The sequence below is a fragment of the Kitasatospora sp. NPDC057940 genome (genome assembly GCF_042887425.1).
GTDB lineage: Bacteria > Actinomycetota > Actinomycetes > Streptomycetales > Streptomycetaceae > Kitasatospora.
This window is the reverse complement of the sequence record NZ_JBHVPH010000017.1, coordinates 65,061-90,098: the sequence shown is the minus strand read 5'-3', so window position 1 is coordinate 90,098 and position 25,038 is coordinate 65,061. Positions and strand designations below refer to the sequence as shown.

27 protein-coding genes are annotated in these 25,038 nt (G+C 72.7%); 3 read left to right on the top strand and 24 right to left on the bottom strand.

Annotated elements, in window-relative coordinates; genetic code table 11:
- Nucleotides 1-87: 87 nt before the first annotated feature.
- From ACFVTF_RS24350 to pyrR, 14 genes are all read right to left on the bottom strand, one after another.
- Nucleotides 88-2,184, bottom strand: coding sequence for a primosomal protein N' (locus tag ACFVTF_RS24350; protein ID WP_387816422.1), 2,097 nt, complete (start codon nt 2,182-2,184; stop codon nt 88-90).
- A 94-nt stretch (nt 2,185-2,278) separates the two neighbouring features.
- The gene (metK, locus tag ACFVTF_RS24345; RefSeq protein ID WP_371516183.1) at nt 2,279-3,487 is read right to left on the bottom strand and encodes a methionine adenosyltransferase; all 1,209 of its coding nucleotides are present in this window, start codon (nt 3,485-3,487) and stop codon (nt 2,279-2,281) included.
- Nucleotides 3,488-3,637: 150 nt separating this feature from the next.
- Nucleotides 3,638-4,885, bottom strand: a complete 1,248-nt coding sequence (gene coaBC / locus ACFVTF_RS24340) for a bifunctional phosphopantothenoylcysteine decarboxylase/phosphopantothenate--cysteine ligase CoaBC (RefSeq protein ID WP_063346753.1) — start codon at nt 4,883-4,885, stop codon at nt 3,638-3,640.
- 151 nt (nt 4,886-5,036) lie between these two features.
- On the bottom strand, nt 5,037-5,303 hold the full coding sequence (gene rpoZ / locus ACFVTF_RS24335) for a DNA-directed RNA polymerase subunit omega (protein WP_030240625.1): 267 nt from the start codon (nt 5,301-5,303) through the stop codon (nt 5,037-5,039).
- 37 nt (nt 5,304-5,340) lie between these two features.
- Entirely contained in the window at nt 5,341-5,898 is a 558-nt protein-coding gene (gmk, locus tag ACFVTF_RS24330) for a guanylate kinase (RefSeq protein ID WP_350877834.1), read from the bottom strand.
- Between the two features lie 48 nt (nt 5,899-5,946).
- Nucleotides 5,947-6,273: an integration host factor, actinobacterial type gene (mihF, locus tag ACFVTF_RS24325; RefSeq protein ID WP_063346755.1), complete on the bottom strand. Its 327-nt coding sequence runs from the start codon at nt 6,271-6,273 to the stop codon at nt 5,947-5,949.
- Between the two features lie 364 nt (nt 6,274-6,637).
- Nucleotides 6,638-7,471: an orotidine-5'-phosphate decarboxylase gene (gene pyrF, locus ACFVTF_RS24320; RefSeq protein ID WP_350877835.1), complete on the bottom strand. Its 834-nt coding sequence runs from the start codon at nt 7,469-7,471 to the stop codon at nt 6,638-6,640.
- Nucleotides 7,472-7,572: 101 nt separating this feature from the next.
- Complete coding sequence (locus ACFVTF_RS24315; protein WP_387816419.1) at nt 7,573-8,688, bottom strand: quinone-dependent dihydroorotate dehydrogenase; 1,116 nt, start codon at nt 8,686-8,688, stop codon at nt 7,573-7,575.
- Nucleotides 8,689-8,794: 106 nt separating this feature from the next.
- The gene (carB, locus tag ACFVTF_RS24310) at nt 8,795-12,103 is read right to left on the bottom strand and encodes a carbamoyl-phosphate synthase large subunit (RefSeq protein ID WP_380370784.1); all 3,309 of its coding nucleotides are present in this window, start codon (nt 12,101-12,103) and stop codon (nt 8,795-8,797) included.
- Complete coding sequence (carA, locus tag ACFVTF_RS24305) at nt 12,096-13,286, bottom strand: glutamine-hydrolyzing carbamoyl-phosphate synthase small subunit (RefSeq protein ID WP_371516186.1); 1,191 nt, start codon at nt 13,284-13,286, stop codon at nt 12,096-12,098. The genes carB and carA overlap by 8 nt, the downstream gene beginning before the upstream one ends.
- The gene (locus ACFVTF_RS24300) at nt 13,283-13,849 is read right to left on the bottom strand and encodes a hypothetical protein (protein WP_387816416.1); all 567 of its coding nucleotides are present in this window, start codon (nt 13,847-13,849) and stop codon (nt 13,283-13,285) included. Before ACFVTF_RS24300 ends, carA begins: the two co-directional genes overlap by 4 nt.
- Nucleotides 13,846-15,150 carry a dihydroorotase gene (locus tag ACFVTF_RS24295; RefSeq protein WP_387816414.1) on the bottom strand — a complete coding sequence of 435 codons (1,305 nt, stop codon included), beginning with the start codon at nt 15,148-15,150 and terminating at the stop codon, nt 13,846-13,848. Before ACFVTF_RS24295 ends, ACFVTF_RS24300 begins: the two co-directional genes overlap by 4 nt.
- On the bottom strand, nt 15,147-16,121 hold the full coding sequence (locus ACFVTF_RS24290) for an aspartate carbamoyltransferase catalytic subunit (protein ID WP_350877841.1): 975 nt from the start codon (nt 16,119-16,121) through the stop codon (nt 15,147-15,149). The genes ACFVTF_RS24295 and ACFVTF_RS24290 overlap by 4 nt, the downstream gene beginning before the upstream one ends.
- Before the next feature lie 5 nt (nt 16,122-16,126).
- On the bottom strand, nt 16,127-16,750 hold the full coding sequence (gene pyrR / locus ACFVTF_RS24285; RefSeq protein WP_387816412.1) for a bifunctional pyr operon transcriptional regulator/uracil phosphoribosyltransferase PyrR: 624 nt from the start codon (nt 16,748-16,750) through the stop codon (nt 16,127-16,129).
- A 330-nt stretch (nt 16,751-17,080) separates the two neighbouring features.
- Here pyrR and ACFVTF_RS24280 point away from each other — a divergent pair, with 330 nt between their 5' ends.
- Nucleotides 17,081-17,584, top strand: a complete 504-nt coding sequence (locus tag ACFVTF_RS24280) for a transcriptional regulator (RefSeq protein WP_031072501.1) — start codon at nt 17,081-17,083, stop codon at nt 17,582-17,584.
- A gap of 124 nt (nt 17,585-17,708) precedes the next feature.
- On the opposite strand, the gene ACFVTF_RS24275 is transcribed toward ACFVTF_RS24280, so the two are convergent.
- From ACFVTF_RS24275 to rpmB, 10 genes are all read right to left on the bottom strand, one after another.
- A complete protein-coding gene (locus ACFVTF_RS24275; protein WP_387816410.1) occupies nt 17,709-18,650 on the bottom strand; it encodes a hypothetical protein in 942 nt (313 codons plus the stop codon).
- Nucleotides 18,651-18,870: 220 nt separating this feature from the next.
- Complete coding sequence (locus tag ACFVTF_RS24270) at nt 18,871-19,698, bottom strand: thioesterase family protein (RefSeq protein WP_371516189.1); 828 nt, start codon at nt 19,696-19,698, stop codon at nt 18,871-18,873.
- A 162-nt stretch (nt 19,699-19,860) separates the two neighbouring features.
- Entirely contained in the window at nt 19,861-20,298 is a 438-nt protein-coding gene (gene nusB, locus ACFVTF_RS24265; protein ID WP_063346766.1) for a transcription antitermination factor NusB, read from the bottom strand.
- Between the two features lie 4 nt (nt 20,299-20,302).
- Nucleotides 20,303-20,866, bottom strand: coding sequence for an elongation factor P (gene efp, locus ACFVTF_RS24260; RefSeq protein WP_350877845.1), 564 nt, complete (start codon nt 20,864-20,866; stop codon nt 20,303-20,305).
- Between the two features lie 79 nt (nt 20,867-20,945).
- On the bottom strand, nt 20,946-22,052 hold the full coding sequence (locus tag ACFVTF_RS24255) for a M24 family metallopeptidase (protein WP_387816407.1): 1,107 nt from the start codon (nt 22,050-22,052) through the stop codon (nt 20,946-20,948).
- 90 nt (nt 22,053-22,142) lie between these two features.
- The gene (gene rpmF / locus ACFVTF_RS24250) at nt 22,143-22,316 is read right to left on the bottom strand and encodes a 50S ribosomal protein L32 (protein WP_063346769.1); all 174 of its coding nucleotides are present in this window, start codon (nt 22,314-22,316) and stop codon (nt 22,143-22,145) included.
- 57 nt (nt 22,317-22,373) lie between these two features.
- Nucleotides 22,374-22,610, bottom strand: a complete 237-nt coding sequence (gene rpsR, locus ACFVTF_RS24245; protein WP_387816405.1) for a 30S ribosomal protein S18 — start codon at nt 22,608-22,610, stop codon at nt 22,374-22,376.
- Nucleotides 22,611-22,622: 12 nt separating this feature from the next.
- Entirely contained in the window at nt 22,623-23,798 is a 1,176-nt protein-coding gene (locus ACFVTF_RS24240; protein WP_387816403.1) for a CobW family GTP-binding protein, read from the bottom strand.
- Nucleotides 23,795-24,100: a 30S ribosomal protein S14 gene (gene rpsN / locus ACFVTF_RS24235; protein WP_387816401.1), complete on the bottom strand. Its 306-nt coding sequence runs from the start codon at nt 24,098-24,100 to the stop codon at nt 23,795-23,797. The genes ACFVTF_RS24240 and rpsN overlap by 4 nt, the downstream gene beginning before the upstream one ends.
- Nucleotides 24,100-24,336 (bottom strand): 50S ribosomal protein L28, encoded by a 237-nt coding sequence (gene rpmB / locus ACFVTF_RS24230; protein ID WP_350877850.1) that lies wholly within the window; start codon nt 24,334-24,336, stop codon nt 24,100-24,102. The genes rpsN and rpmB overlap by 1 nt, the downstream gene beginning before the upstream one ends.
- A 125-nt stretch (nt 24,337-24,461) precedes the next feature.
- Between rpmB and rpmG the strand changes: the two genes are divergently transcribed.
- Together rpmG and ACFVTF_RS24220 are read left to right on the top strand one after the other, a co-directional pair.
- The gene (gene rpmG / locus ACFVTF_RS24225) at nt 24,462-24,626 is read left to right on the top strand and encodes a 50S ribosomal protein L33 (protein WP_363618280.1); all 165 of its coding nucleotides are present in this window, start codon (nt 24,462-24,464) and stop codon (nt 24,624-24,626) included.
- Nucleotides 24,627-24,704: 78 nt separating this feature from the next.
- Complete coding sequence (locus tag ACFVTF_RS24220; RefSeq protein WP_387816398.1) at nt 24,705-24,953, top strand: type B 50S ribosomal protein L31; 249 nt, start codon at nt 24,705-24,707, stop codon at nt 24,951-24,953.
- The last annotated feature ends 85 nt before the right edge of the window (nt 24,954-25,038 follow it).

Sequence of the window (25,038 nt, the reverse complement as noted above, 5' to 3'; positions counted from 1 at the left end):
GCACCGGCATCCCGCTGCGCGGCTGACGCCGCCGCCCGACCAGCGCCATCCGGGGCGGGGTGGCCGCTCACCCCGCCCCCGCCGGCCTCACCCGATGTCGGTCGGATCCACCCGCACCCGTACCGCCTCCGGCGTCCGCAGCGCGATCCGCGCGATCTGCGCCGCCTTGAGGGCCGCCGCCAGCGCCGCCCCCTGCCCGGGCGGCACCCTCAGCAGCGCGCGCTCCTGTTCCTCCCCGCGCAGGGCCGGGGCCGGTACCGGCCCGAGCACGTCCGCCTCCGAGGGCAGCCGGATCAGCCCCAGCAGGTCGGCCACGGCCGCCGGGCTGCCGCTGACCGACGCCATCCGCGACACCGGCGGGAAGTGCAGCTGCGCCCGCTCGTCGCGTTCCAGCCCGGCGTGGCCCAGCGGGTCCCAGCGGACCAGGGCCTGCACCGGCCGCGCCGACGGCTCGGCGACCACGACCACCGAGCCGCCCTCCTCGGCGGACCGGACCAGCGCGGCGGCCGTCAGCCAAAGCCGCAGCGTCTCCTCCCCGGCCCGCAGGTCGGGCCGGCCGAGCAGCGCCCAGCCGTCCAGCAGCAGCGCCGCCCCGTACCCGGAGCCGCCGTCCACCACCGGCTCCGCACCGGGCGTGGAGATCACCAGCGACGGTTCGTCCGGGACGGTGGCCAGCACCGCGTCCCGTCCGGAGGTGCGCACCGGGATACGCGGGAACGCCTTGCCCAGTTCCTCCGCCGTGCGCCGGGCGCCGACCACCTGGGCGCGCAGCCGGAACGAGCCGCACTCGGGGCAGTGCCAGTCCGTCTCCGCCTCCCCGCACCAGCCGCAGTTCAGCGCGGCGTCGGCCGCGGGCGCCTCCAGCGGGCCCTCGCACCGCCGGCACCGGGCGGGGGTGCGGCAGCGCCCGCAGGAAAGCCGGGGCACGTAGCCTCGCCGGGGCACCTGGATGAGCACCGGGTGCCCGGCGGCCAGCGACTCCCGGGCGGCCTCCCAGGCCACCGAGGGCAGCCGGGCGGCCTGGGCCGCGCCGTCGCGGTGCTGGTCCTCGTCGGTGACGGTCCGCACCCGCGGCGCGATCCGGCGCACGGTCTCCCGGTCGGCCGCCAGCGGGCGGGCCCACCCGGTGCTGACCAGCTGCGCGCCCTCCACCGTGACGGCGTGGCCGCCGAGCAGCACGGCCGCGCCCTCGTCGGCGGCGCGCAGCAGCGCGACCTCGCGCACGTGCGGGTGCGGGGCGCGCGGGTCGCTGTGGCTGTTGTCGCCGTCGGACCAGACGACGACCAGCCCGAGGTCGCGCACCGGCGCGAACATGGTGGCGCGGGTGCCGATCACGGCGTGCACCGAGCCGCGGCTCACCGCCAGCCAGCGCCGGTAGCGCTCGCGCGGGCCGAGGTCGGCCTCCAGGGCCACGTGCCGGCCCGCGCCGAGCAGTTCGGTGAGCGCCTGGTCGACCCGGGCCACCGACCGCCCCTCGGGCAGCACGACGAGCGCGCCGCGCCCGCCCGCCAGCGTGGCGGCGACGGCGCGCGCGATCTCGTACGGCCAGCCGGGGCCGGGCAGCGCCGCCCAGACGGCGCGCGGCGCGCCGCCGTCGGCCAGCGCGGCGAGGAAGTCGGGCCCGGCCGGGTAGCGCTGCCAGCCCCCGGGGGCGGGGGCCGGGGGGCGCGGGAGCGCCGGCGGCGAGGGCTCGGCCTCGGCCTTGGCGTGCCGGGGCGGGACGGCCAGCTGGAGGACGTCGGCGAGGGTGCCGGCGTAGCGGTCGGCGACGGTCCGGCAGAGCCGGAGCAGCTGGGGGGTGAGCACGGGCTCGGGCGAGAGCACCTGGGCGAGCGGGGCGAGCGGGCCGGGGAAGTCGCTCTTCTCCAGCCGGGCGACGATGAACCCGTCGTGCAGTTCCCCGCCCTCGCGCTGGCCCTTCACCACGCGCGCGCCGAAGCGCACCCGCACCCGGGCGCCCGGGCGGGCCTCCTCGGCCATCGCGGCCGGCACCTCGTAGTCGAAGAACTTGTCGATGGTGAGCACGCCCTTGTCCACCACGACCCGGGCCACCGGCAGGTGCTCGGCCCGCTTGGCGCCGCGCCACGTCCGGGGCTTGGCCCGCTTGACCGTCTCCCGGATGAACGCCAGCTGCTCCGGCTCGGCCCCGTTCTCCGTGTTCTCCGTCTCCTCTGTGCTGCTCATCGCTCCCAGTACTACCAGGTCACACCGACAGAACGCACAGAAGCGGCGCCCACCCCGCCCCGGGGTAGGCGCCGCTTCCGGACGATCAGGCCGTTCAGCCCTTCACGGCCGCCTTCAGCTGCTCCACCCGGTCGGTGCGCTCCCAGGTGAAGTCGGGCAGCTCACGGCCGAAGTGGCCGTACGCAGCGGTCTGGGAGTAGATCGGGCGCAGCAGGTCCAGGTCGCGGATGATCGCGGCCGGGCGCAGGTCGAAGACGTCGGTGACGGCCTTCTGGATGGTGAGCACCGGCACGGTCTCGGTGCCGAAGGTCTCGACGAACAGGCCCACGGGCTCGGCCTTGCCGATCGCGTACGCGACCTGCACCTCGGCGCGGCGGGCGAGGCCGGCGGCGACGATGTTCTTCGCCACCCAGCGCATCGCGTACGCGGCCGAGCGGTCGACCTTGGACGGGTCCTTGCCGGAGAAGGCGCCGCCACCGTGGCGGGCCATGCCGCCGTAGGTGTCGATGATGATCTTGCGGCCGGTGAGGCCGGCGTCGCCCATCGGGCCGCCGATCTCGAAGCGGCCGGTCGGGTTCACCAGCAGGCGGTAGCCCTCGGTGACGAGCTTGATGCCCTGCTCGGCGAGCGCCTTCAGCTCGGGCTCGACCACGAACTCGCGGATGTCCGGGGTGAGCAGCGACTCCAGGTCGATGTCACTGGCGTGCTGGGTGGAGACCACCACGGTGTCGAGGCGGACGGCCTTGTCGCCGTCGTACTCGATGGTGACCTGGGTCTTGCCGTCGGGGCGCAGGTACGGGATGGTCCCGTTCTTGCGGACCTCGGTCAGGCGGCGCGAGAGGCGGTGCGCGAGGGTGATCGGCAGCGGCATCAGCTCGGGCGTCTCGTCGGACGCGTAGCCGAACATCAGGCCCTGGTCGCCGGCGCCCTGCTTGTCCAGGTCGTCCTCGTCGCCTTCGACCCGAGCCTCGTACGCGGTGTCGACGCCCTGGGCGATGTCGGGCGACTGCGCGCCGATGGACACCGACACGCCGCAGGAGGCGCCGTCGAAGCCCTTCTTGGAGCTGTCGTAGCCGATCTCCAGGATCTTGTCCCGGACGAGCTGGGCGATCGGCGCGTACGCCTTGGTGGTCACCTCGCCGGCCACGTGCACCTGGCCGGTGGTGATGAGCGTCTCCACGGCGACCCGGGAGGTCGGGTCCTCCCGGAGGAGAGCGTCAAGGATCGTGTCGCTGATCTGGTCAGCGATCTTGTCGGGGTGTCCCTCGGTGACGGACTCCGAGGTGAACAGGCGGCGAGACACAGCGCTCCCTGGGGTTGCAGCGGCTGCTGACTGAAGGCCCCCGGCGAACCGGGGACATCCGGAAAGACTTGATTCCTGGAGTCTAACGGGATGCCTCCGCCGAACGTCACCCGCTTCCGGAAATCGCGACCGATCTCCAGCAGGGCTCGATCAGTCGCCGACCGTTTCCAGCCGCTTCACGACCAGGTCCCAGACCACGTCCGCCAACGCCTCCTTCGGGCCCACCGGAACGGCCGTCTCACTGCCGTCCGAGCCCAGCACCACGGCCTCGTTGACGTCCGTCCCGAAGGCCTTGCCGTTGCCCACCTCGTTGACGACCAGCAGGTCGCAGCCCTTGCGGGCGAGCTTGGCGCGGCCGTTGGCGAGCACGTCGTCGGTCTCCGCCGCGAAACCCACCACGAGTTGGCCCGAACGGGCGCGGTGCGCCGCCAGCTCGGCCAGGACGTCGGGGTTGCGGACGAGGGCGACCGGCGCCGGCTCGACCCCCTCGACCTTCTTGATCTTGCCGCTGGCGTACTCGGCGGGCCGGAAGTCCGCCACGGCCGCGGCCATGACCACGGCGTCGGCCGACGCGGCCGCCTTCAGGGCCGCCTCGCGCAGCTCCAGCGCGGTCGAGACGTGCACCACGTCGACCCCGGCCGGGTCGGCGAGCTCCGCGTTGGCCGAGACCAACGTCACGCGCGCCCCACGGGCCGCGGCCGTCACGGCGAGCGCGTAGCCCTGCTTGCCGGAGGAGCGGTTGCCCAGGAAGCGCACCGGGTCCAGCGGCTCGCGGGTGCCGCCGGCCGAGACCACCACGTGCCGGCCCGCCAGGTCGGTCGGGGCGGCCCCGCCCCGGCGCAGCACGGCCCGGCAGGCGTCGAAGATCGCGGACGGCTCGGGCAGCCGCCCCTTGCCGGTGTCCTTGCCGGTGAGCCGCCCGACGGCCGGCTCCAGCACGATCACGCCCCGGCGGCGCAGCGTGGCGACGTTGTCCCGGGTGGCGGGGTGCTCCCACATCTCGGTGTGCATGGCGGGCGCCAGGACGACCGGACAGCGGGCGGTGAGCAGGGTGTTGGTGAGCAGGTCGTCGGCGAGGCCGTGGGCGGCCTTGGCGATCAGGTCGGCGGTGGCGGGGGCGACCACGACCAGGTCGGCCTGCTGCCCGATCCGCACGTGCGGCACCTCGTGCACGCGCTCCCAGGTCTCGGTGGCGGCCGGTCGGCCGGAGAGCGCGGCCCAGGTGGCCTCGCCGACGAAGTGCAGCGCGGCCTCGGTGGGCACCACGGTGACCTGGTGGCCGGACTCGGTGAACCGGCGGAGCAGCTCGCACGCCTTGTAGGCGGCGATGCCGCCGCTGACGCCGAGGGCGACGCGCGGCGCGTCCGCCGACCCGCTCCGGTCCGAAGTCGCGCTCATACTCCCGCTCTCCTCCACTCCTGGGACGTGCACACCCTACGGCCCCTCAGCCGCCGCGCGCACCGCGGTCGGTCCCACAGCCCCCGGGAACGCCGAAGGGCCCGGCGGAAACGATTCCGCCGGGCCCTTCCACAAGCTTCGGAGCACCGCCTCAGGCGGCTTCGATCGCCTCGGCGGTCAGCATGCCCGCGTTGATCTCGCGCAGCGCGATCGACAGCGGCTTCTCGTGCACGTGGGTGTCGACCAGCGGGCCGACGTACTCGAGCAGGCCCTCACCGAGCTGGGAGTAGTACGCGTTGATCTGGCGCGCGCGCTTGGCGGCGTAGATCACGAGGCTGTACTTGGAGTCGGTGGCCTCAAGCAGCTCGTCAATCGGCGGGTTGATGATGCCCTCGGGCGCGGTCATGGAAGAGGACACGCTAAAACCTTCCGAAAGGGTGGAAAAGACAGACAGGTCAGGCTACACCGAGCAAGGCTAGCAGTTCGGCCGCTACCTGCTCGACGGAGGTGTTGACAAGGGTCGTGTCGAACTCGGGCTCGGCCGCGAGCTCGACCTTGGCCGCCTCCAGCCGCTTCGCGATCACGTCCTGCGACTCCGTGCCCCGACCGGTCAGCCGTCGGACCAGCTCGTCCCAGCTCGGCGGGGCCAGGAAGACCAGCTGCGCCTCGGGCATCGACTCGCGCACCTGGCGGGCGCCCTGGAGGTCGATCTCCAGCAGGACGGGCTCGCCGCGCTCCAGCTTCTCCAGCACCGCCGAGCGCGGGGTGCCGTAGCGGTTGCCGGCGAAGACGGCCCACTCCAGCAGCTCGCCGTTGGCGATCAGCTTGTCGAACTCGTCGTTGTCGACGAAGTGGTACTGGACCCCGTTCTGCTCGCCCGGCCTCGGGTGCCGGGTCGTCGCCGACACCGAGAGCCAGACCTCGGGGTGCTGCTTCCTCATATGAGCGACGACCGTGCTCTTGCCGACCCCCGAAGGGCCGGAGAGCACGGTCAGCCGCGGACGCTCACTCATGCACCGATTATCCCGGATCGCGGACGTTCCCGGGACCACGGGGCACGGTCAGGCGGCACCGCCGCCGAACTCCCGCTCCAGGGAGGCGATCTGGTTCGTACCGAGGCCGCGGACGCGCCGGCTCTCGCTGATGCCGAGGCGTTCCATGATCTGCTTGGCACGGACCTTGCCGACGCCGGGAAGCGACTCCAGCAGTGCGGAGACCTTCATCTTGCCGATGACGTCGTTCTCGGCCTTTCCGGCCTTGATCACCTCGTGCAGGGAGGCGCCGGAGTGCTTGAGCCGGTTCTTGACCTCGGCGCGCTCCCGGCGAGCCTCGGCGGCCTTGGCGAGCGCGGCGGTGCGCTGTTCAGGGGTAAGGGGCGGAAGAGCCACGCCGTTCACCTCAGGGTGTGGAAGGAAGGGATTGAGCTATGACTGGTTTGGATCCCAGGACACCGTCCGCAAGGGGAACCAGAGGGCCCTTGACCTGCGGGAGCTACGGGTTTCGCGGCTCGCCGATGACCTATCGCCGGACACTACCCGGATTGCGGCGCCACGTCAGGAAAAGAACACGAAAAGTCCTGGTCAGCCAAGGCCGACCAGGACTTTCCAGGGCAAAATGACCGCGATTGCGAAACTTTGACACCGCCGATGTGACGGCGCTCACGTCAACTCCGGTGGGGTCCGGGACCCTCGCCGGGCTGCGCACACTGCACAGGGTCATCGCCCCGCTACGGGCTCGCGCCCGCGATCGCCGCTACTTCACCGCGTCCGCGTACTCGCCGACGAACCGCTCGGCCGCCGAGCGCAGGGCCGCCACCGACGGGCCGTGCTTGAGCACGTCCCGGCTGACGCTCGGCACCACGTTGATCACCGCGGCGCCGAACACCCGCGGCAGGTCGGCCATCGTCGCGCCCTGGGCGCCGATCCCGGGGGCCAGCAGCGGGCCGTTGATCGCCAGTTCCACGCCCGCGTCGGCGAGCGTCGCGCCGACGACCGCGCCGAAGGAGCCCAGCGGGGCGGCGTCGCCGTTCTCCGCCGCCAGCTGCCGCAGCACCGAGGCCGCGACCGACTCGCCGTCCGCGCCCACCGCCCGCTGCACCTCGTGGCCCTCCGGGTTGGAGGTGAGCGCCAGCGCGAACACGCCGCAGCCCTGCGCGCGGGCCAGGTCGAGGGCCGGGCGCAGCGAGCCGAAGCCCAGGTACGGGCTGACCGTGACGGCGTCCGAGAACAGCGGGCTGCCGGGCGACAGGAAGGCCTCCGCGTAGGCGGCCATGGTGGAGCCGATGTCGCCGCGCTTGGCGTCCATCAGGACCAGCGCGCCGGCCGCCCTGGCCTCCTCGACGGACTTCTCCAGCACCGCGACGCCCTTGCTGCCGAAGCGCTCGAAGAAGGCGGCCTGCGGCTTGAGCACGGCCACCCGGTCGGCCAGCGCCTCGACGACGGTGCGGCTGAAGGTCTCCAGGCCGGCGAGGTCGTCGCCGAGCCCCCAGGCGGCGAGCAGGGAGGCGTGCGGGTCGATGCCGACGCAGAGCTGGCCGCGGGTGTCGAGGGCCTGGCGCAGCCGGGCGCCGAACGGGGCGAGGGTCATGTCGTCCTTCCGGAAGGTCGTGGGGAGGCCGCACGGAGGCCGTACGGAGGTCGTGCGCGGCTCGTACGGGGCGTCGTACGGGCCGGGGGCCGCACGGTGGTTCAGGAGGCGGCCCTGGTGCCGTCGACGGCGCTGCCGACGGCGGCGGCCAGGTCGCGGAAGCCCGCGGCCCTGATCCGGGCGGAGAGGCCCCGGTGGATCCGGCGGCACCAGAACGGGCCCTCGTAGATGAAGGCGCTGTAGCCCTGGACGAGGTCCGCGCCGTGGACGATCCGCTGCCAGACGTCCTCGGCGGTCTCGACGCCGCCGACCGAGACCAGCGTCAGCCGCCCCTCGGTCCGGGCGCGCAGGCGCTGGAGCACCTCCAGGGCGCGGGCCTTGAGCGGGGCGCCGGACAGGCCGCCCATGCCGATCTCCTCGACCCGGGCGGCGTCGGCGCGCAGGCCCTCGCGGCCGATCGTGGTGTTGGTGGCGATGATGCCGTCCAGGCCCAGTTCCAGGGCGAGGTCGGCGACCGCGTCGACGTCCTCGTCGGCCAGGTCGGGGGCGATCTTGACCAGCAGCGGGACGTGGTGCGCGGTGGTGCGGTCGGCGGCCTCGCGGACGGCGGAGAGCAGCGGGCGCAGGTGGTCCACGGCCTGGAGGTTGCGCAGCCCGGGGGTGTTCGGCGAACTGACGTTGACGACCAGGTAGTCGGCGTACCTGGCCAGCCGCTCGGTGGACTTGACGTAGTCGGCGACGGCGTCGGCCTCCTCGACCACCTTGGTCTTGCCGATGTTGACACCGATCACCGGGGTGGAGCTGGTGTGCGGGCGGGCGGCGAGGCGCGCGGCGACCCGGGCCGAGCCCTGGTTGTTGAAGCCCATCCGGTTGATCAGCGCGCGGTCCTCGACCAGGCGGAACAGCCGGGGCGTCGGGTTGCCCGGCTGGGGCTCGCCGGTGACGGTGCCGATCTCGACGTAGTCGAAGCCGAGCATCGCCAGGCCGTCGATGCCGACGCCGTTCTTGTCGAAGCCGGCCGCCAGGCCGAACGGGCCCGGCAGGTCGAGGCCGAGGGCGGTGGTGTGCAGCGCCCGGTCACGCGGGGCGAGCACCAGACGCACCAGCGTGCGCAGGCCGGGCACCGAGGAGGCGAGCCGGATCCAGAAGAAGGCGAGGTGGTGCGCCTTCTCGGGGTCCATCTTCTTGAAGACGAGGTCGAACAGCAGCTTGTACAAAAACCCAACTCCCGGATCAGGGCCCGGATCTGAGCGTGAGCACCCGGATCAGGGCATGGAAGTGGGGGGCACCCGACTGGCCTCGGTGCCCCCCACTGCGGTGGTGCTACTTGCGGCCGGCGTTGATCAGCGCGGCGTGCTCCTGGAGCGACATCACCCCGACCTCGTCGCGCAGCAGCGCGTCCATGCCCTGGACGGCCGCGCCCATCGCCTGGACCGTGGTCAGGCAGGGCACGCCGCGGGACACGGCGGCGGTGCGGATCTCGTAGCCGTCGAGGCGCCCGCCGGTGCCGTACGGCGTGTTGATGATGAGGTCGACCTCACCGTCGTGGATCAGCTGGACGATGGTCCGCTCGCCGTTGGGGCCCTCGCCCTCGCTGTGCTTGCGCACCAGCGTGGACGGGATGCCGCCGCGGTGCAGCACCTCGGCGGTGCCAGCGGTGGCGAGCACCTCGAAGCCGAGGCCGACCAGCGCGCGGGCCGGGAAGACCAGGTTGCGCTTGTCGCGGTTGGCGACCGAGACGAAGACCTTGCCCTTGGTCGGCAGCGCGCCGTAGGCGCCGGCCTGGGCCTTGGCGTAGGCCGTGCCGAAGACCTTGTCGATGCCCATGACCTCGCCGGTCGAGCGCATCTCCGGGCCGAGCACGGTGTCCACGCCGCGGCCGTGGATGTCGCGGAAGCGGCTCCACGGCATCACGGCCTCCTTGACCGCGATCGGCGCGTCGGCCGGCAGCGTGCCGCCGTCGCCCTCGGCCGGGAGCAGGCCCTCGGCGCGCAGCTCGGCGATGGTGGCGCCGAGCGAGATCCGGGCGGCGGCCTTGGCCAGCGGCACGGCGGTCGCCTTGGAGGTGAACGGCACGGTGCGGGAGGCGCGCGGGTTGGCCTCCAGCACGTACAGGATGTCCCCGGCCAGCGCGAACTGGATGTTGATCAGGCCGCGGACGCCGACGCCGCGCGCGATGGCCTCGGTGGAGGTCCGCAGGCGCTTGATGTCGTAGCCGCCGAGGGTGATCGGGGGCAGCGCGCAGGCGGAGTCGCCGGAGTGGATGCCGGCCTCCTCGATGTGCTCCATGACGCCGCCGAGGTAGAGCTCGGTGCCGTCGTAGAGCGCGTCGACGTCGATCTCCACCGCGTCGTCGAGGAAGCGGTCGATGAGCACCGGGTGCTCGGAGATCAGGCCGGCGTGGCGCTCCAGGTAGGAGGCGAGCGAGGCCTCGTCGTAGACGATCTCCATGCCGCGGCCGCCGAGCACGTACGACGGGCGGGCGAGCACCGGGTAGCCGATCTCGTCGGCGATGGCCTTGGCCTCGGCGAAGGAGAAGGCGGTGCCGTGCTTGGGGGCGGGCAGGCCGGCGTCGCGCAGCACGCGGCCGAAGGCGCCGCGCTCCTCGGCGAGGTCGATCGCCTCGGGCTGGGTGCCGACGATCGGCACGCCGTTGTCCTTGAGCGCCTGGGCCAGGCCGAGCGGGGTCTGGCCGCCGAGCTGGACGATCACGCCGGCCAGCGGGCCGGCCTGCTGCTCGGCGTGGACGATCTCCAGCACGTCCTCCAGGGTGAGCGGCTCGAAGTAGAGCCGGTCGGAGGTGTCGTAGTCGGTGGAGACGGTCTCCGGGTTGCAGTTGACCATCACGGTCTCGTACCCGGCGTCGGCCAGCGCGAAGGAGGCGTGCACGCAGGAGTAGTCGAACTCGATGCCCTGGCCGATGCGGTTCGGACCGGAGCCGAGGATGATCACGGCCGGCTTGGTGCGCGGGGCGACCTCGTTCTCCTCGTCGTAGGACGAGTAGAAGTACGGGGTCTTGGCGGCGAACTCGGCGGCGCAGGTGTCGACGGTCTTGAACACCGGGCGGATGCCGAGCGCGTGCCGGACCTCGCGGACGACGTCCGGCTTCAGGCCGCGGATCTCGCCGATCTGCTGGTCGGAGAAGCCGTGCCGCTTGGCGTGGCGCAGCAGCTCGGGGGTGAGCTTCGCGGCCTCGGTCAGCTCGGCGGCGATCTCGTCGAGCAGGAAGAGCTGGTCGACGAACCACGGGTCGATCTTGGTGGCCTCGAACACCTCCTCCGGGGTGGCGCCGGCCCGGATGGCCTGCATCACGGTGTTGATCCGGCCGTCGGTCGGCACGACCGCCTTGACCAGCAGCTCGGCCTTGTCGCCGACCGGGCCGGTCCAGGAGAACTGGGAGCCCTTCTTCTCCAGCGAGCGCAGCGCCTTCTGCAGCGCCTCGGGGAAGTTGCGGCCCATGGCCATGGCCTCGCCGACCGACTTCATGGTGGTGGTCAGCGTGGCGTCGGCGCTCGGGAACTTCTCGAACGCGAACCGGGGGACCTTCACCACGACGTAGTCGAGGGCCGGCTCGAAGGAGGCCGGGGTCTGCTCGGTGATGTCGTTGGGGATCTCGTCGAGCGTGTAGCCGACGGCCAGCTTGGCGGCGATCTTGGCGATCGGGAAGCCGGTCGCCTTCGAGGCCAGCGCGGAGGAGCGCGACACCCGCGGGTTCATCTCGATGACGATGACCCGGCCGCTGTCGGGGTTGACGGCGAACTGGATGTTGCAGCCGCCGGTGTCGACGCCGACCTCGCGGATCACGGCGATGCCGATGTCGCGCAGGATCTGGTACTCACGGTCGGTGAGGGTCATCGCCGGGGCGACGGTGATCGAGTCACCGGTGTGCACGCCCATCGGGTCGAAGTTCTCGATGGAGCAGACGACCACGACGTTGTCGTTCTTGTCGCGCATCAGCTCCAGCTCGTACTCCTTCCAGCCGAGGATGGACTCCTCCAGGAGCACCTCGGTGGTCGGCGAGAGGGCCAGGCCCTGGCCGGCGATGCGGCGCAGGTCCTCCTCGTCGTGGGCGAAGCCGGAGCCGGCGCCGCCCATGGTGAAGGAGGGGCGCACGACGACGGGGTAGCCGCCGAGCGTGTCGACGCCGGCCAGCACGTCGTCCATCGAGTGGCAGATGACCGAGCGGGCGGACTCGCCGTGGCCGATCTTGGCGTTGACCGCCTCGACGACGCCCTTGAACAGCTGGCGGTCCTCGCCCTTGTTGATCGCCACCACGTCGGCGCCGATCAGCTCGACGCCGTACTTCTCCAGCGTGCCGGCCGAGTGCAGGGAGATCGCGGTGTTGAGCGCGGTCTGCCCGCCGAGGGTCGGCAGCAGCGCGTCGGGGCGCTCCTTGGCGATGATCCGCTCGACGAACTCCGGGGTGATCGGCTCGACGTAGGTGGCGTCGGCGATCTCCGGGTCGGTCATGATCGTGGCCGGGTTGGAGTTGACCAGCACGACCCGCAGGCCCTCGGCCTTGAGGACGCGGCAGGCCTGCGTGCCCGAGTAGTCGAACTCGGCGGCCTGGCCGATCACGATCGGGCCGGACCCGATCACCAGGACGGACTTGATGTCAGTGCGCTTAGGCACGCTGGCCCTCCATGAGCTTCACGCTGTGCTTGTCGTCGCCTCGCATGAGCTCGACGAACCGGTCGAAGAGGTAGGCCGCGTCGTGCGGGCCGGCCGCCGCTTCGGGGTGGTACTGCACGCTGAAGGCGGGGACGTCGAGCGCCTGGAGGCCCTCGACCACGTCGTCGTTGAGGCAGACGTGGGAGACCTCGACCCGCCCGAAGGGGGTGTCGCTCACCCGGTCCAGCGGTGCGTCCACGGCGAAGCCGTGGTTGTGCGCGGTCACCTCGACCTTGCCGGTGGTGCGGTCCTGCACCGGCTGGTTGATGCCGCGGTGGCCGTACTTGAGCTTGTAGGTGCCGAAGCCCAGTGCGCGGCCGAGGATCTGGTTGCCGAAGCAGATCCCGAAGAACGGGGTCCCGCGCTCCAGCACGCCCTGCGCGACGGCGACCTGGTGGTCGGCGGTGGCCGGGTCGCCCGGGCCGTTGGAGAAGAACACGCCGTCCGGCTGGACCGCGTAGAGGTCCTCCAGGGTGGAGTTCGCCGGCAGCACGTGCACCTCGATGCCGCGCTCGGCCATCCGCTGCGGGGTCATCCCCTTGATGCCGAGGTCCAGCGCGGCGACGGTGAACTTCTTCTCACCGATCGCGGGCACGACGTACGCCTCGGTGGTGGCCACCTCGGCGCACAGGTCGGCGCCCTTCATCTCGGGCGACTGCTGCACCCGGGCGAGCAGTTCGGCCTGGTCGGTCAGCGCCTCGCCGGAGAAGATGCCGCAGCGCATCGCGCCGCGCTCGCGCAGGTGGCGGGTGAGCGCCCGGGTGTCGATGCCGCTGATGCCGACGACGCCCTGGCGGACGAGCTCCTCGTCCAGCGAGCGGGTGGAGCGCCAGTTGGACGCCACCCGGGCGGGGTCGCGCACGACGTACCCGGCGACCCAGATCCGCTTGGACTCGTCGTCCTCGTCGTTCCAGCCGGTGTTGCCGATCTGCGGGGCGGTCATCACGACCACCTGGCGGTGGTACGACGGGTCGGTGAGGGTCTCCTGGTAGCCGGACATGCCGGTGTTGAAGACGGCCTCGCCGAAGGTCTCGCCGGTCGCGCCGTAGGCCTCGCCGCGGAAGGTCCGGCCGTCCTCCAGGACGAGCACGGCGGGGGTGCGCTCCCGCCGTCGGCGCTGCGTGGTGGGGGCAGGTGCGGTCATTGAGCGGCCTCTTCCGTCTTCGTCTTCGTACGTGTTGCGAGTTGGGCGATCGCCTCGACCCAGGCGGCGTGCTCGTCCGGGTGGTCGGCCCGGAAGCCCGAGTCCAGCTCGGTGCCCTCGTGCGTCCAGCTGACGACGAGCAGCCCGGCCGGGACGACCTTGCCGGCGATCCCGGAGTCCGTGCGGGCACCGGTCAGGTGCTCGGCCGGGATCCAGAGGTCGACGTCACCGGGGCGCCGCACCAGCAGGCCGTCCTCGCCGAGGGTGAGGTCGGCACGGCTGCGGGTGCCCAGGCCGTGCGCGACGACCCGGTCGAGCCAGTTCCCGGCGGTGGTGGAGCCGTGGTAGCGCCCGCTGGTCTCCAGGATGGTCCGCCCGGCGCCGGCCGGCACGGCGGGCAGCGGCGGCATGCCGGACTGGAGGGTGCGCCGCCAGTTCCAGCCCTGCCGCATCAGCCAGTAGACGAGCCCGATGACGATCAGCAGGCCGACGGCCCAGCCGATGTACCCGGGCCAGTTGGTGACCTTGGCCTGCTCCTGGGCGAGCGCGGCCGGGCCGGTCACGCCGCCCCGCCCTGCTCGGCCAGCTCGCCGGCCAGCACGGTGGCGCGCCCGCGCAGGAAGGTGGCGTGCACCCGTCCGGGCAGGTCAAGGCCCTTGTAGGGGGTGTTGCGGCTACGGGTGGCGAAGCTGTCCGGGTTCACGGCACCACGGTACGCGGGATCGAACAGCACCAGGTTGGCAGGCTCACCGACCGAGACGGGACGGCCCTGTCCGGCGAGACGGCCGATCCGGGCCGGGCGGTGCGACATGCGGTCCGCGACGCCCTCCCAGTTCAGCAGACCGGTGTCCACCATGGTCTGCTGCACGACCGACAGCGCGGTCTCCAGGCCGACCATGCCCATCGCCGCGACGGCCCACTCGCAGTCCTTGTCCTCGTCCGGGTGCGGCGCGTGGTCGGTGGCGACGGCGTCGATGGTGCCGTCCGCGAGCGCCTTGCGCAGCGCCTGGACGTCCTCGGCGGTGCGCAGCGGCGGGTTGACCTTGTAGACCGGGTCGTAGGAGCGGACCAGCTCGTCGGTGAGCAGCAGGTGGTGCGGGGTGACCTCGGCGGTGACGTCCCAGCCCTTGGCCTTGGCCCAGCGGATGATCTCGACCGAGCCGGCGGTGGAGACGTGGCAGACGTGCAGCCGGGAGCCGACGTGCGCGGCGAGCAGCACGTCCCGCGCGATGATCGACTCCTCGGCGACGGCCGGCCAGCCGCCGAGCCCGAGCTCGCCGGAGACCTGGCCCTCGTTCATCTGGGCGCCCTCGGTGAGGCGCGGCTCCTGGGCGTGCTGGGCGACGACGCCGTCGAAGGCCTTGACGTACTCCAGGGCGCGGCGCATCAGCACCGCGTCGTCCACGCACTTGCCGTCGTCGGAGAAGACCCGCACGTTCGCGGCGGACTCGTGCATGGCGCCCAGCTCGGCGAGCTTCTTGCCCTCCAGGCCGACGGTGACGGCGCCGACCGGCTGCACGTCGCAGTAGCCGGCCTCCTGGCCGAGCCGCCAGACCTGCTCGACCACGCCGGCGGTGTCGGCCACCGGGGTGGTGTTGGCCATCGCGTGCACGGCGGTGAAGCCGCCCATCGCGGCGGCCCGGGTGCCGGTGAGCACGGTCTCGGCGTCCTCGCGGCCGGGTTCGCGCAGGTGGGTGTGCAGGTCGACGAGACCGGGCAGCACGATCAGGCCGCCGGCGTCGATCTCGACGTCCGCTTCGACCGCCAGGTCGGTGCCGATCGCCTTGATCACACCGTCGGCGAGGTGGAGGTCCTGCGGGGCACCGCCGAGGATCTGGGCGTTGCGGATCAGGTAGGTGGTCACTGAGCGGTCTCCACGGAGTCGGTGCGGGCGTCGTTGAGGGTGGCTCCCCCGAGCAGCAGGTACAGGACGGCCATCCGGACCGACACGCCGTTGGCGACCTGCTCGACCACGGTGCAGCGCGGCGAGTCGGCGACCTCGGCGGTGATCTCCATGCCGCGCACCATCGGGCCGGGGTGCATCACGATGGCGTGCTCGGGCAGCTGGGACATCCGGGTGCCGTTGAGGCCGTAGCGGCGGCTGTACTCGCGCTCGGTCGGGAAGAACGCGGCGTTCATCCGCTCGCGCTGCACCCGCAGCATCATCACCGCGTCCGTCTTGGGGAGGACGCGGTCCAGGTCGTAGCTGACCTCGCAGGGCCAGTTCTCGATGCCGATCGGCAGCAGCGTCGGCGGGGCGACGAAGGTGACCTGGGCACCGAGGGTGGTCAGCAGGTGCACGTTGGACCGGGCGACCCGGCTGTGCAGGATGTCGCCGACCATGGTCACCCGGCGCCCGGCGAGGTCGTTGCCCAGCCCGGCGTTGAGGTGGCGGCGCATGGTGAAGGCGTCGAGCAGCGCCTGGGTGGGGTGCTCGTGGGTGCCGTCACCTGCGTTGATCACGCTGCCGTGCAGCCAGTCGGACTGGGCGAGGCGGGCCGGCGCGCCCGAGGCGTGGTGCCGGACGACGACCGCGTCGGCGCCCATCGCCTGGAGGGTGAGCGCGGTGTCCTTGAGGCTCTCGCCCTTGGAGACCGAGGAGCCCTTGGCGGAGAAGTTGATGACGTCGGCGGAGAGCCGCTTCTCGGCGACCTCGAAGGAGGTCTTGGTACGGGTCGAGTCCTCGAAGAAGAGGTTGACGACGGTCCGGCCGCGCAGCGTGGGCAGCTTCTTGACGGCCCGTCCGGAGAGCTGGGCCAGCTCCTCGGCGGTGTCCAGGATCAGCAGCGCGTCGTCGCGGGTGAGGTCGGCGGCGGAGACGAGGTGGCGCTTCACGCGGGTTACTCCGGGAGGTGCGGTTCGGACGGCTGGGAGGCCAGGGCCTGCGAGGAGCGCTCGGTGTAGTCGCGGTCGCCGACCAGTACGGCGTCCACGCCGTCGCTGTCGGACAGGCGCACCTGCACGGCCTCGCGCAGCGAGGTGGGGAGGTTCTTGCCCACGTAGTCGGCCCGGATCGGCAGCTCGCGGTGGCCCCGGTCGACCAGGACGGCGAGCTGGACGGCGCGCGGGCGGCCGATGTCGTTCAGCGCGTCGAGCGCGGCCCGGATGGTGCGGCCGGAGAAGAGCACGTCGTCGACGAGGATGACGAGCTTGCCGTCGATGCCGCCGGACGGGATCTCGGTGTGCTCCAGGGCGCGGGCGGGCTTGAGCCGCAGGTCGTCCCGGTACATGGTGATGTCCAGGGCACCCAACGGGATCTCGCGCCCGGTGATCTGGGCCAGCCGGCCGTGCAGGCGGCGGGCGAGGTGGACGCCCCTGGTGTGGATGCCGAGCAGCACGACGTCCTCGGCGCCCTTGGCGCGCTCGACGATCTCGTGCGCTATCCGGGTGACGACCCGGGCGATGTCCGTGCCGTCCAGCACCTGGTGCGGCGGTCGCGGCGTCGAATCTTGGTGTGTGGTCATGCCGAAGCGGACCTCCTTCCCCGCCTCACTGGACGGGCCTTAAAGGATGTCTGGGACTGCCCCCGCCGACCGGGCGCGGGCTTCGAGCCATCCTAGCAGCGGGCCGGGAGGCAACCGGACACGCACCATTCCGCTTCGCCGGGTTCACGCCCCGGACGCGCCGCGGATGCGGGCCATTCGCACGACTGCCCCATTCGGCTTGACGCAGCTACCTTACTCTACGTAACCTCACAGTGAGTTACGAGACGGACGTCGAACCCACCGGTAACGGCGTCGGCAATCGTCCGCGACCCACCACTGAACGCGAAGCAATCTCGTCCGGGGAGATCAATGTCCAGCGACTACGCGAAGCAACTCGGAGGCAAGCTCCGAGCGATCCGCACTCAGCAGGGTCTCTCCCTGCACGGTGTCGAGGAGAAGTCCCAGGGGCGCTGGAAGGCAGTCGTCGTCGGCTCGTACGAGCGCGGCGACCGTGCGGTCACCGTGCAGCGGCTGGCCGAGCTGGCGGAGTTCTACGGCGTCCCGGTGCAGGAGCTGCTGCCCGGCGGCACCCCCGGCGGCGCGGCCGAGCCGCCGCCGCGCCTGGTGCTCGACCTGGAGAGACTGACCCAGGTCCCGTCCGAGAAGGCCGGCCCGCTGCAGCGCTACGCGGCGACGATCCAGAGCCAGCGCGGCGACTACAACGGCAAGGTGCTGTCGATCCGCCAGGACGACCTGCGCACCCTGGCGGTCATCTACGACCAGTCGCCGTCGATCCTCACCGAGCAGCTGATCTCCTGGGGCGTGCTGAACCCCGACGCGCGCCGTGCGGTGCGCGAGGAGGAGGCGAGCTGACGCTCGCCGCACCGGCTCCCGTCGGCTCGGTCCACGGTCCGGGCCACGCCCCGGGCCTTGCAGAAACGTCACGGCGCGGCACCCCGCATCCCGGGGGCCGCGCCGTCGCGCGTCCACGGCCGGCTCAGCAGACCGTCCCCAGGCTGTAGCCGGGCTGCGCCGCCACACCGTCCAGCCGCACCGGCCCGGCAGCCGGCGCCCAGTCCTGCCCGCCGCTCGACCAGGCCCAGGAGGCCGGCAGGAAGTGCTCGTCAGCGGCTCCGCCGCGGGCGCCGCCCGCCGCCACCGAGCCCTGCGAGCCGTGCAGCACCGCCACCCCCGGCAGCTCCAGCGCCAGTCCGGCGCACAGCACCGCGCAGACCAGCTCCAGGTCCTCGTCGTTGATCCGGACCACGCCGTCCTCCCACTGCAGCACCCGGGCCGCCGCGCTCAGCCGCCCGCCCGGGGCGTCCACCCGCAGCCGCAGCTCGTACACCCCGGCGCCCGCGCCGACCAGCATCCGGCGAAACACCTCGGCGCCGCGCTGGCGGGCGGCGCGCACCCAGCGGGCGTGGTCCTCGTCGACCTCGCCCGCCGCGCCGGACAGGCCGCCGTCCAGCAGCAGGTCGGCGTGGCAGAGCGTCAGCCCGTTCTCCCGGGCCCGGACCAGGCGCGGCACGAAGTCCCCGGCCAGTTCCTCGCCCTGATAGGCCAACAGCTGGGTCTGCAACGGCGGATTGACCAGGTAGCGGTCGCGGGCGAGCGGCTCGGCCGGGTCCAGCCCGTGCAGCACGCAGAACTCCGCGAAGTCCTGCGGGTGGAACATCCGGGCCCGCACGGTGTCGAAGCGCTCCAGGGCGTCGGCCAGCAGCTCGGCGGTCTCGGCCAGGTACTGCTCGTGGTCGGCGGCGTTCGACAGCCCCCAGGCACGGGCCCGGGCGAAGTCGGCCGCGCTGGTCAGGATCCCGATGACGAACGCCTGCTCGGCCCCCTCGCCCCGCCGCCGCTGGTGCGGCGCCCGCACCGTGGGTCGCGGACCGCCGGCGGTGCAGTCGGAGTTGCGGCGGGCGCGGCCGTTGCGGCTCATGCGCCCACCTCGCTGCGCTCGGCACGGGCATGCGCCCCTGCGCGCCTCTCGGTGGTTCGCTCGCTGCGCTCGCTCACGGGATGGCTCCTGGCATCGACGGGTACCGTCGGCGGGTGACGGTCAGCGGCCGGCTCGCCGCTGACCGTCTATCTCCCCATCCGCGCGCGCCGCACACGTACGGCGTGTCACAGGAATGTAACCGACGGTAAGACGATGTGATTCACGCCGTTCGCGGCACCCTGGCGAGCTGGCGGGACTGCGCGACCAGGCGGCCGGACTCGTCCCAGACCTCGGCGTCCTCCTCGAAGTACCCGCCGGCCACGTTGCGGGTGGCGTGGGTGACCCGCAACCAGCCCGGGACCGGCCTGGCCCGCAGGTGGACGGTCAGTTCGACGGTCGGGGCCCAGCCGGGCATGCCCAGGTCGAAGGTCACCGGCGGCAGCGCGTCGGCGACCAGCAGGAGCAGCAGCGGGTCGGGATCGCGGCCGTCGGCGAGCCGGAACCAGCCCTGGATCCGCCCGTTGCCGGACGGCTGCCCAAGCGCCCAGCCGATGGTGGCCGGGTCCAGCCGCAGGTCGAAGCGCTCCAGCAGCTCGGCCTGGGCGATCAGCTCCCGGGGCGCATGCTCGACGCCGACGCACTGGTCCGGCGGCGGCAGCTGCGGCGGCAGGGCGCTGGTGCGCACCTCGCCGTCGGCGGTGGAGAGGTCGCCGTGGCTGGCGACCACCCGCAGCCGCTCCACGCCGTCCTGGCTGAGCGAGGCGGTGCCGGTGGAGAGCCCGCGGCCGGTGCGCAGCACCTCGGTGCGGACGGTGGCCGGGCCGGGCGTGGAGGCGGACAGGTAGTAACCACTGATCGACACCGGGTCGGGGTGGTCGCCGTGCTCCAGCGACAGCGCGTGTCCGGCGACGGCGAGCAGCAGCCCGCCGTTGACCCCGCCGCCGATCTGCCAGCCGGCACCGAGTTCGGCCTCGTAGCGGCCGGGCTCGTCAGGGTGCCGGGTCAGGGCGATGCCCTGGTCGAACTCGCTGCGGGTCGCGGTGGTCATGGGGGTGGCCTGCCCTTCACTGCGGGTTTCCGAACGCCAAGTTACTGGCGAGTAGGGCACCACCTTACGCCGCCCGGGTGAAACGCGCGACGGCCGCCGGACCCGGAATCCGGGTCCAGCGGCCGTTCTGCGGGTCTCACCGCCACCGGTGGTCAGGGGGACCTACCGGCGGATGCTCGGCTTCAGCTCCAGGAAGCGGGCGAGCAGGCCGTTGACGAACGCCGGGGAGTCGTCCGTGGAGAACTCCTTGGCGATCTCCACGGCCTCGTCCAGGACGACCGCGTCCGGGACGCCGTCCTCCCAGATCAGCTCGTAGGCGCCGAGCCGCAGGACGTTGCGGTCCACGATCGGCATCCGGTCGAGGGTCCAGCCCACCGCGTACTGCGAGATCAGGTCGTCGATCCGGCGAGCGTGCTGGACGTACCCCTCGATCAGCTCCATGGTGTACTCGCCGACCTGCGGGGTGCCCTCGTCGGGCTTCGGCTCGCGGGCGCGGGCCACCCAGTCCGCGAGGACCCGCTGCGGGTCGACCCCGCGGTGGTCGGCCTCGAAGAGGATCTGGAAGGCCCGGGTGCGGGCCTTGCTACGTGCGGCCGACACGGACTTACTTCACCCGGCCGAGGTAGCTGCCGTCGCGGGTGTCGACCTTGATCTTCTCACCGGTGACGATGAAGAGCGGCACGGCGATCTCGGCGCCGGTCTCCAGCGTGGCCGGCTTGGAGCCGCCGGTGGAGCGGTCGCCCTGGACGCCCGGCTCGGTGTGGGAGATCAGCAGCTCGACGGAGGCCGGGAGCTCGATGTACAGCGGGGAGCCCTCGTACATGGCGACCAGGGCCTCGAAGCCCTCCAGCAGGTACTTGGAGGCGTCGCCGACGACGGCCGGCTCGACCACGATCTGGTCGTAGGTGTCCGTGTCCATGAACACGAAGTTCTCGCCGTCCTTGTACGAGAACTGCATGCCGCGCTTGTCGACGTTGGCGGTCTCGACCTTGGTGCCGGCGTTGAAGGTCTTGTCGACGACCTTGCCGGTCAGGACCTCCTTGAGCTTCGTGCGCACGAAGGCCGGGCCCTTGCCGGGCTTGACGTGCTGGAACTCGACGACGGACCAGAGCTTGCCGCCCTCCAGCTTGAGGACCATGCCGTTCTTGAGATCGTTCGTGGAAGCCACGGGCGCACTTACTCCTGGATATAGCTGTCAAGGAACCAAGGCTTGCGTCCTGCCGCCGACGGCCGACGGGCGGCCGCGGTCACAGGGCGAGGAGCTCCTTGGTGGTGATGGTGAGCAGCTCGGGCCCGCCCTCCTCTGGGGGGCGCACCACGAGCGTGTCCTCGATCCGGACACCGCCCTTGCCCGGGAGGTGGACCCCTGGGCCGACGGTGACCGGCACGCGGCTGTCCAGTTTACCCATGTCCGACGGACCGAGGCGCGGCGCCTCCCGGATCTCCAGCCCGATGCCGTGGCCCACCGGGTGCGGGGAGGTCTCGGTGTGGCCGGCCGCCTCCAGGATCTGCCGCGCGGCCCGGTCGGGCACGTACTGCTCCACGCCCGGCCCGAGCGCCTCCCGGCCGGCCCGCTGGGCCCGGAACACCAGCCGGTGCAGCTCCACCTGCCAGGGCGCGGGGGCGGCGCCGATCACGAAGGTCCGGGCGGTGGAGACGCCGTAGCCCCGGTACTGGGCGCCCATCACCACGGTGAGGAAGTCGCCCTCCTCCACCCGGCGGTCGGTCGGCTGGTGGGCGGGCTGGCCGGAGTGGCTGCCGGTGCCGACGGACACCGGGTAGGCCGCCCGGTCCGCGCCGTGGTCGATCATCCGGCGTTCCAGCTCCATCGCCAGGTGCCGTTCGGTGCGGCCGACCAGGATCGACTCCAGCAGCTCGCCGAGCGCCTGGTCGGCGATCTCGGCGGCGATCCGCAGGTCGGCGATCTCGTGCTCGTCCTTGACCACCCGCAGCCGCTCGACCACCTGCCCCAGGTCGGCCAGCCGGGCGCCCTCCACCAGGCTCGCCACCGCGCGGTGGCGGCTGACGGTCAGGTCGTGCTCCTCCACCGCGAGGTCCGCCACGCCCAGTCGCGTGGCGGCGGCGGCCGCCGCCAGGGCGGTGTCCGCCGCGGCCGCCACCGGCATCTGGGTGACGTCCGGCGCGATCAGGTGTTCCCCGGTGTCGTCCGCCGGCAGATCGTCCGGCACTGCCAGCAGCACCCGCTCCCGGGTCAGCAGCAGCGTCGCCCCGCAGGGCGCGCAGCCCGTCAGATACCGCACGTTCGCCGCCCGGGTGATCAGCGCCGCATCGGCCCCGGCCGCACTGCAGTGCTCCCTCACCCGCTCCCGCCGACCCGCGTACGCATCAGACATGCGTCGAGCCTACGAACCCCCACTCCGATCCGCCCGCCGAGAACCCCCGACAGGGCGCGACCCCACCCCCGCACGCCCCCTCCGTGGTCGCTACGCCCCCTCCGGGTCGATCAGGCCGCGGCGGTAGGCGGGGACCAGGTTCTGGGGGACGAGCAGTTCGCGGCCGTTGAGGGTGATCGGGACGAGCTTCGGGGCCTTGCCCTTCCACTGGGCCCGGCGGTGCCGGGTGTTGCTGCGGGACGTCTTGCGCTTGGGGACGGCCATCGGGGGCTCCTTGTCGGCTGGTGACGGGGCGGTGACGGTGGTGACGGTGGTCGTGGTTTACCGGGTGGCGCCGGCGGCGTACGGGAGGAGGGCCATCTCGCGGGCGTTCTTGACGGCCCTGGCCACGGCGCGCTGCTGCTGGACGGTGAGCCGGGTGACGCGGCGGCTCCGGATCTTGCCGCGGTCGGAGACGAAGCGCCTCAGCAGGTCGGTGTCCTTGTAGTCGATGTACTCGATGCCGGCCGCGAACAACGGGTTCGGCCGGTCCTTGGGCGGGTTCGATCGCTTACGCACAGTGACGGCTCCTCAGTGAACGGGGTCGAGCAGGTCCCGGAAGGCGTCCGGCAGGGCCTTCCAGCCGGGTTCGCCGGCGGCGAGTTCGGCGTCGGTGAGCAGACAGGAGTCGAGCAGCCCGGTGACGCCGTCGACGTCCAGGCCCTCCGCGGTGAAGCTGAGCTGCTGCACCCGGTCGCCGTGCAGCGGGTGCCAGTCGAGGGCCGCGGCGGCCCGGCGGGCGGGCGGGTAGAGCTCCCAGGCGGCGTCGGGCAGGGAGGTGAGCCAGGGCCCGCACTCCTCGACGGCGAGGTTGGCCCCCGCGGCGTCCCAGGCCAGCATCAGGTCGGGCCGGTTGGCCAGCCAGAAGCGGCCGCGGCTGCGCTGGGCGGCGGGGACGAGCAGTTCCAGCGCCCGGTGCAGCCGCTCGGGGTGCAACGGGCGGCGGCGCTCCCAGACCAGCGTGGTGACGCCGGCCTCGTCGCTCTCCTGCGGGAGCAGCGCGATCGCCGGGTTGACCCGGTCGCGGGCGGCGGCGACGTCGAAGCCGCCGAGGGCGGCCCGGGTGAGCGCGCCGGTGCCGAGCCGGACGACCCGGGCGGTGGGGTGGAGCTGGCGGAGCAGCGCGAGCCCGGGCGTGTGCGCCGTCGCGCGCGGGACGGCGAGGGTGGTGGCGTACTCGACCTGGTGGGCGAGCGCCTCCGCGCGGGTCCGCTGGTCCTGGCGGGCGGTGTGCTCGCCGTGCTCCACCAGGTCGTCGGAGACCGAGAGTTCGCCGACCAGCCGGTCCGGGTCGACGGCCGTGACCACGCCCGCGAGTTCGACGGCGTCCTCCAGGTGGCGGCCGTCCGCCTCTCCCCCGGCGATCACCTCGACGGCCGGGTGCGGGTCGCTGCCACCCCACAGTTCGACGATCGCGAGCCCGTACCGGCCTTCGTCGGCGATCCGCAGCAGTCGCGGCAGCAGGTCCTCGCGCAGGGCGCAGCAGGGGCAGTCGTTCACCAGCGGGACGTCGGCGGCGTCGAACCCGCCTCCGGTGTCGCGCAGTTCGCGGTGGACGACGCCCTGCGAGGCGTCCCGCAGGTCGTGGTGGAGGACCACCGCGTCCACCGCGGCCGCCGCCAACTCCAGGACGGCGGCGCGGCGCCGGTCGGCGTGCAGTCCGGCGACGACCACCACGGGCAGCTTGATCCCGTCCACGCCGCTCACCAGCTGGCCTTGCGGACGCCGGGCAGGTGGCCGGCGTGGGCGTGGACGCGCAGGTTGACCCGGGAGAGGCCGAAGGCGCGCAGGTAGCCGCGGGGGCGGCCGTCGACGGCGTCGCGGTTGCGGATCCGGGTGGCGCTGGCGTCGCGGGGCTGGCGGGCGAGTTCGGCCTGGGCGGCGGCGCGTTCGGCGGGGGCGGTGCCGGGGTGGGCGATGACCCGCTTGAGCTCGGCGCGGCGCTCGGCGTACCGGGCCACGACGGCGCGGCGCCGCTCGTTCTTGGCGATCTTGCTCTGCTTGGCCATCAGACCTTCCCCCCTCGGGCGCGGATGCGGGCGACGGCGGCCTCGATGCCGATCGTGTCGATGGTGCGGATGCCCTTGGCGCTGAGGGTGAGCCGGACGTACCGGCCCTCGCCGGGCAGCCAGTAGCGCTTGTGCTGGATGTTGGGGTCGAAGCGGCGGCGGGTGCGGCGGTGCGAGTGTGAGATCGCGTTGCCGAATCCGGGTCGGCGGCCGGTGAGTTGGCAGTGGGCGGACATGGGTGCTCCCTGGCGTCCGGGAATGGGCAGGACGGAGCTCACGTTACACCAGATGAAAATGACTTCCATTTCGATGTACGGTTTCGTCCCAGCCCCGAACACCCCGCCAACCCGGGAGGACACCCATGGCCCGCAGTGAACTGCGCCCCGTCATCAAGCTCCGCTCCACCGCCGGCACCGGCTACACGTACGTGACCCGCAAGAACCGCCGCAACGACCCGGACCGGATGGTCCTGCGCAAGTACGACCCGGTCGCGCGCCGGCACGTCGACTTCCGCGAAGAGCGCTGAACCCCGCCCGCCCGAGCCGAACCCCACCCGAGCCGAACCCCGCCAGCCAGCCCACCAGCCCGCCCGAAGGAGCCCGCCATGAAGCCCGGCATCCACCCCGCCTACCGCCCCGTCGTCTTCCGCGACAAGGTCGGCGGCCTCGCCTTCCTCACCCGGTCGACCGTCACCAGCGACCGCACCGTCGAGTGGGAGGACGGCAACACCTACCCGGTGATCGACGTCGAGACCTCCTCGGCCAGCCACCCCTTCTACACCGGCCAGTCCCGCGTCATGGACACCGCCGGCCGGGTCGAGCGGTTCCGCCGGCGCTACGGCGACCGGCACTGACCGGCAACGCCCCGCAGCGACGAAACGGCGCCCCCCCCCGGGATCCCGGGGGAGGCGCCGTCGCTGCTCGCTGTTCGCTGCCGTC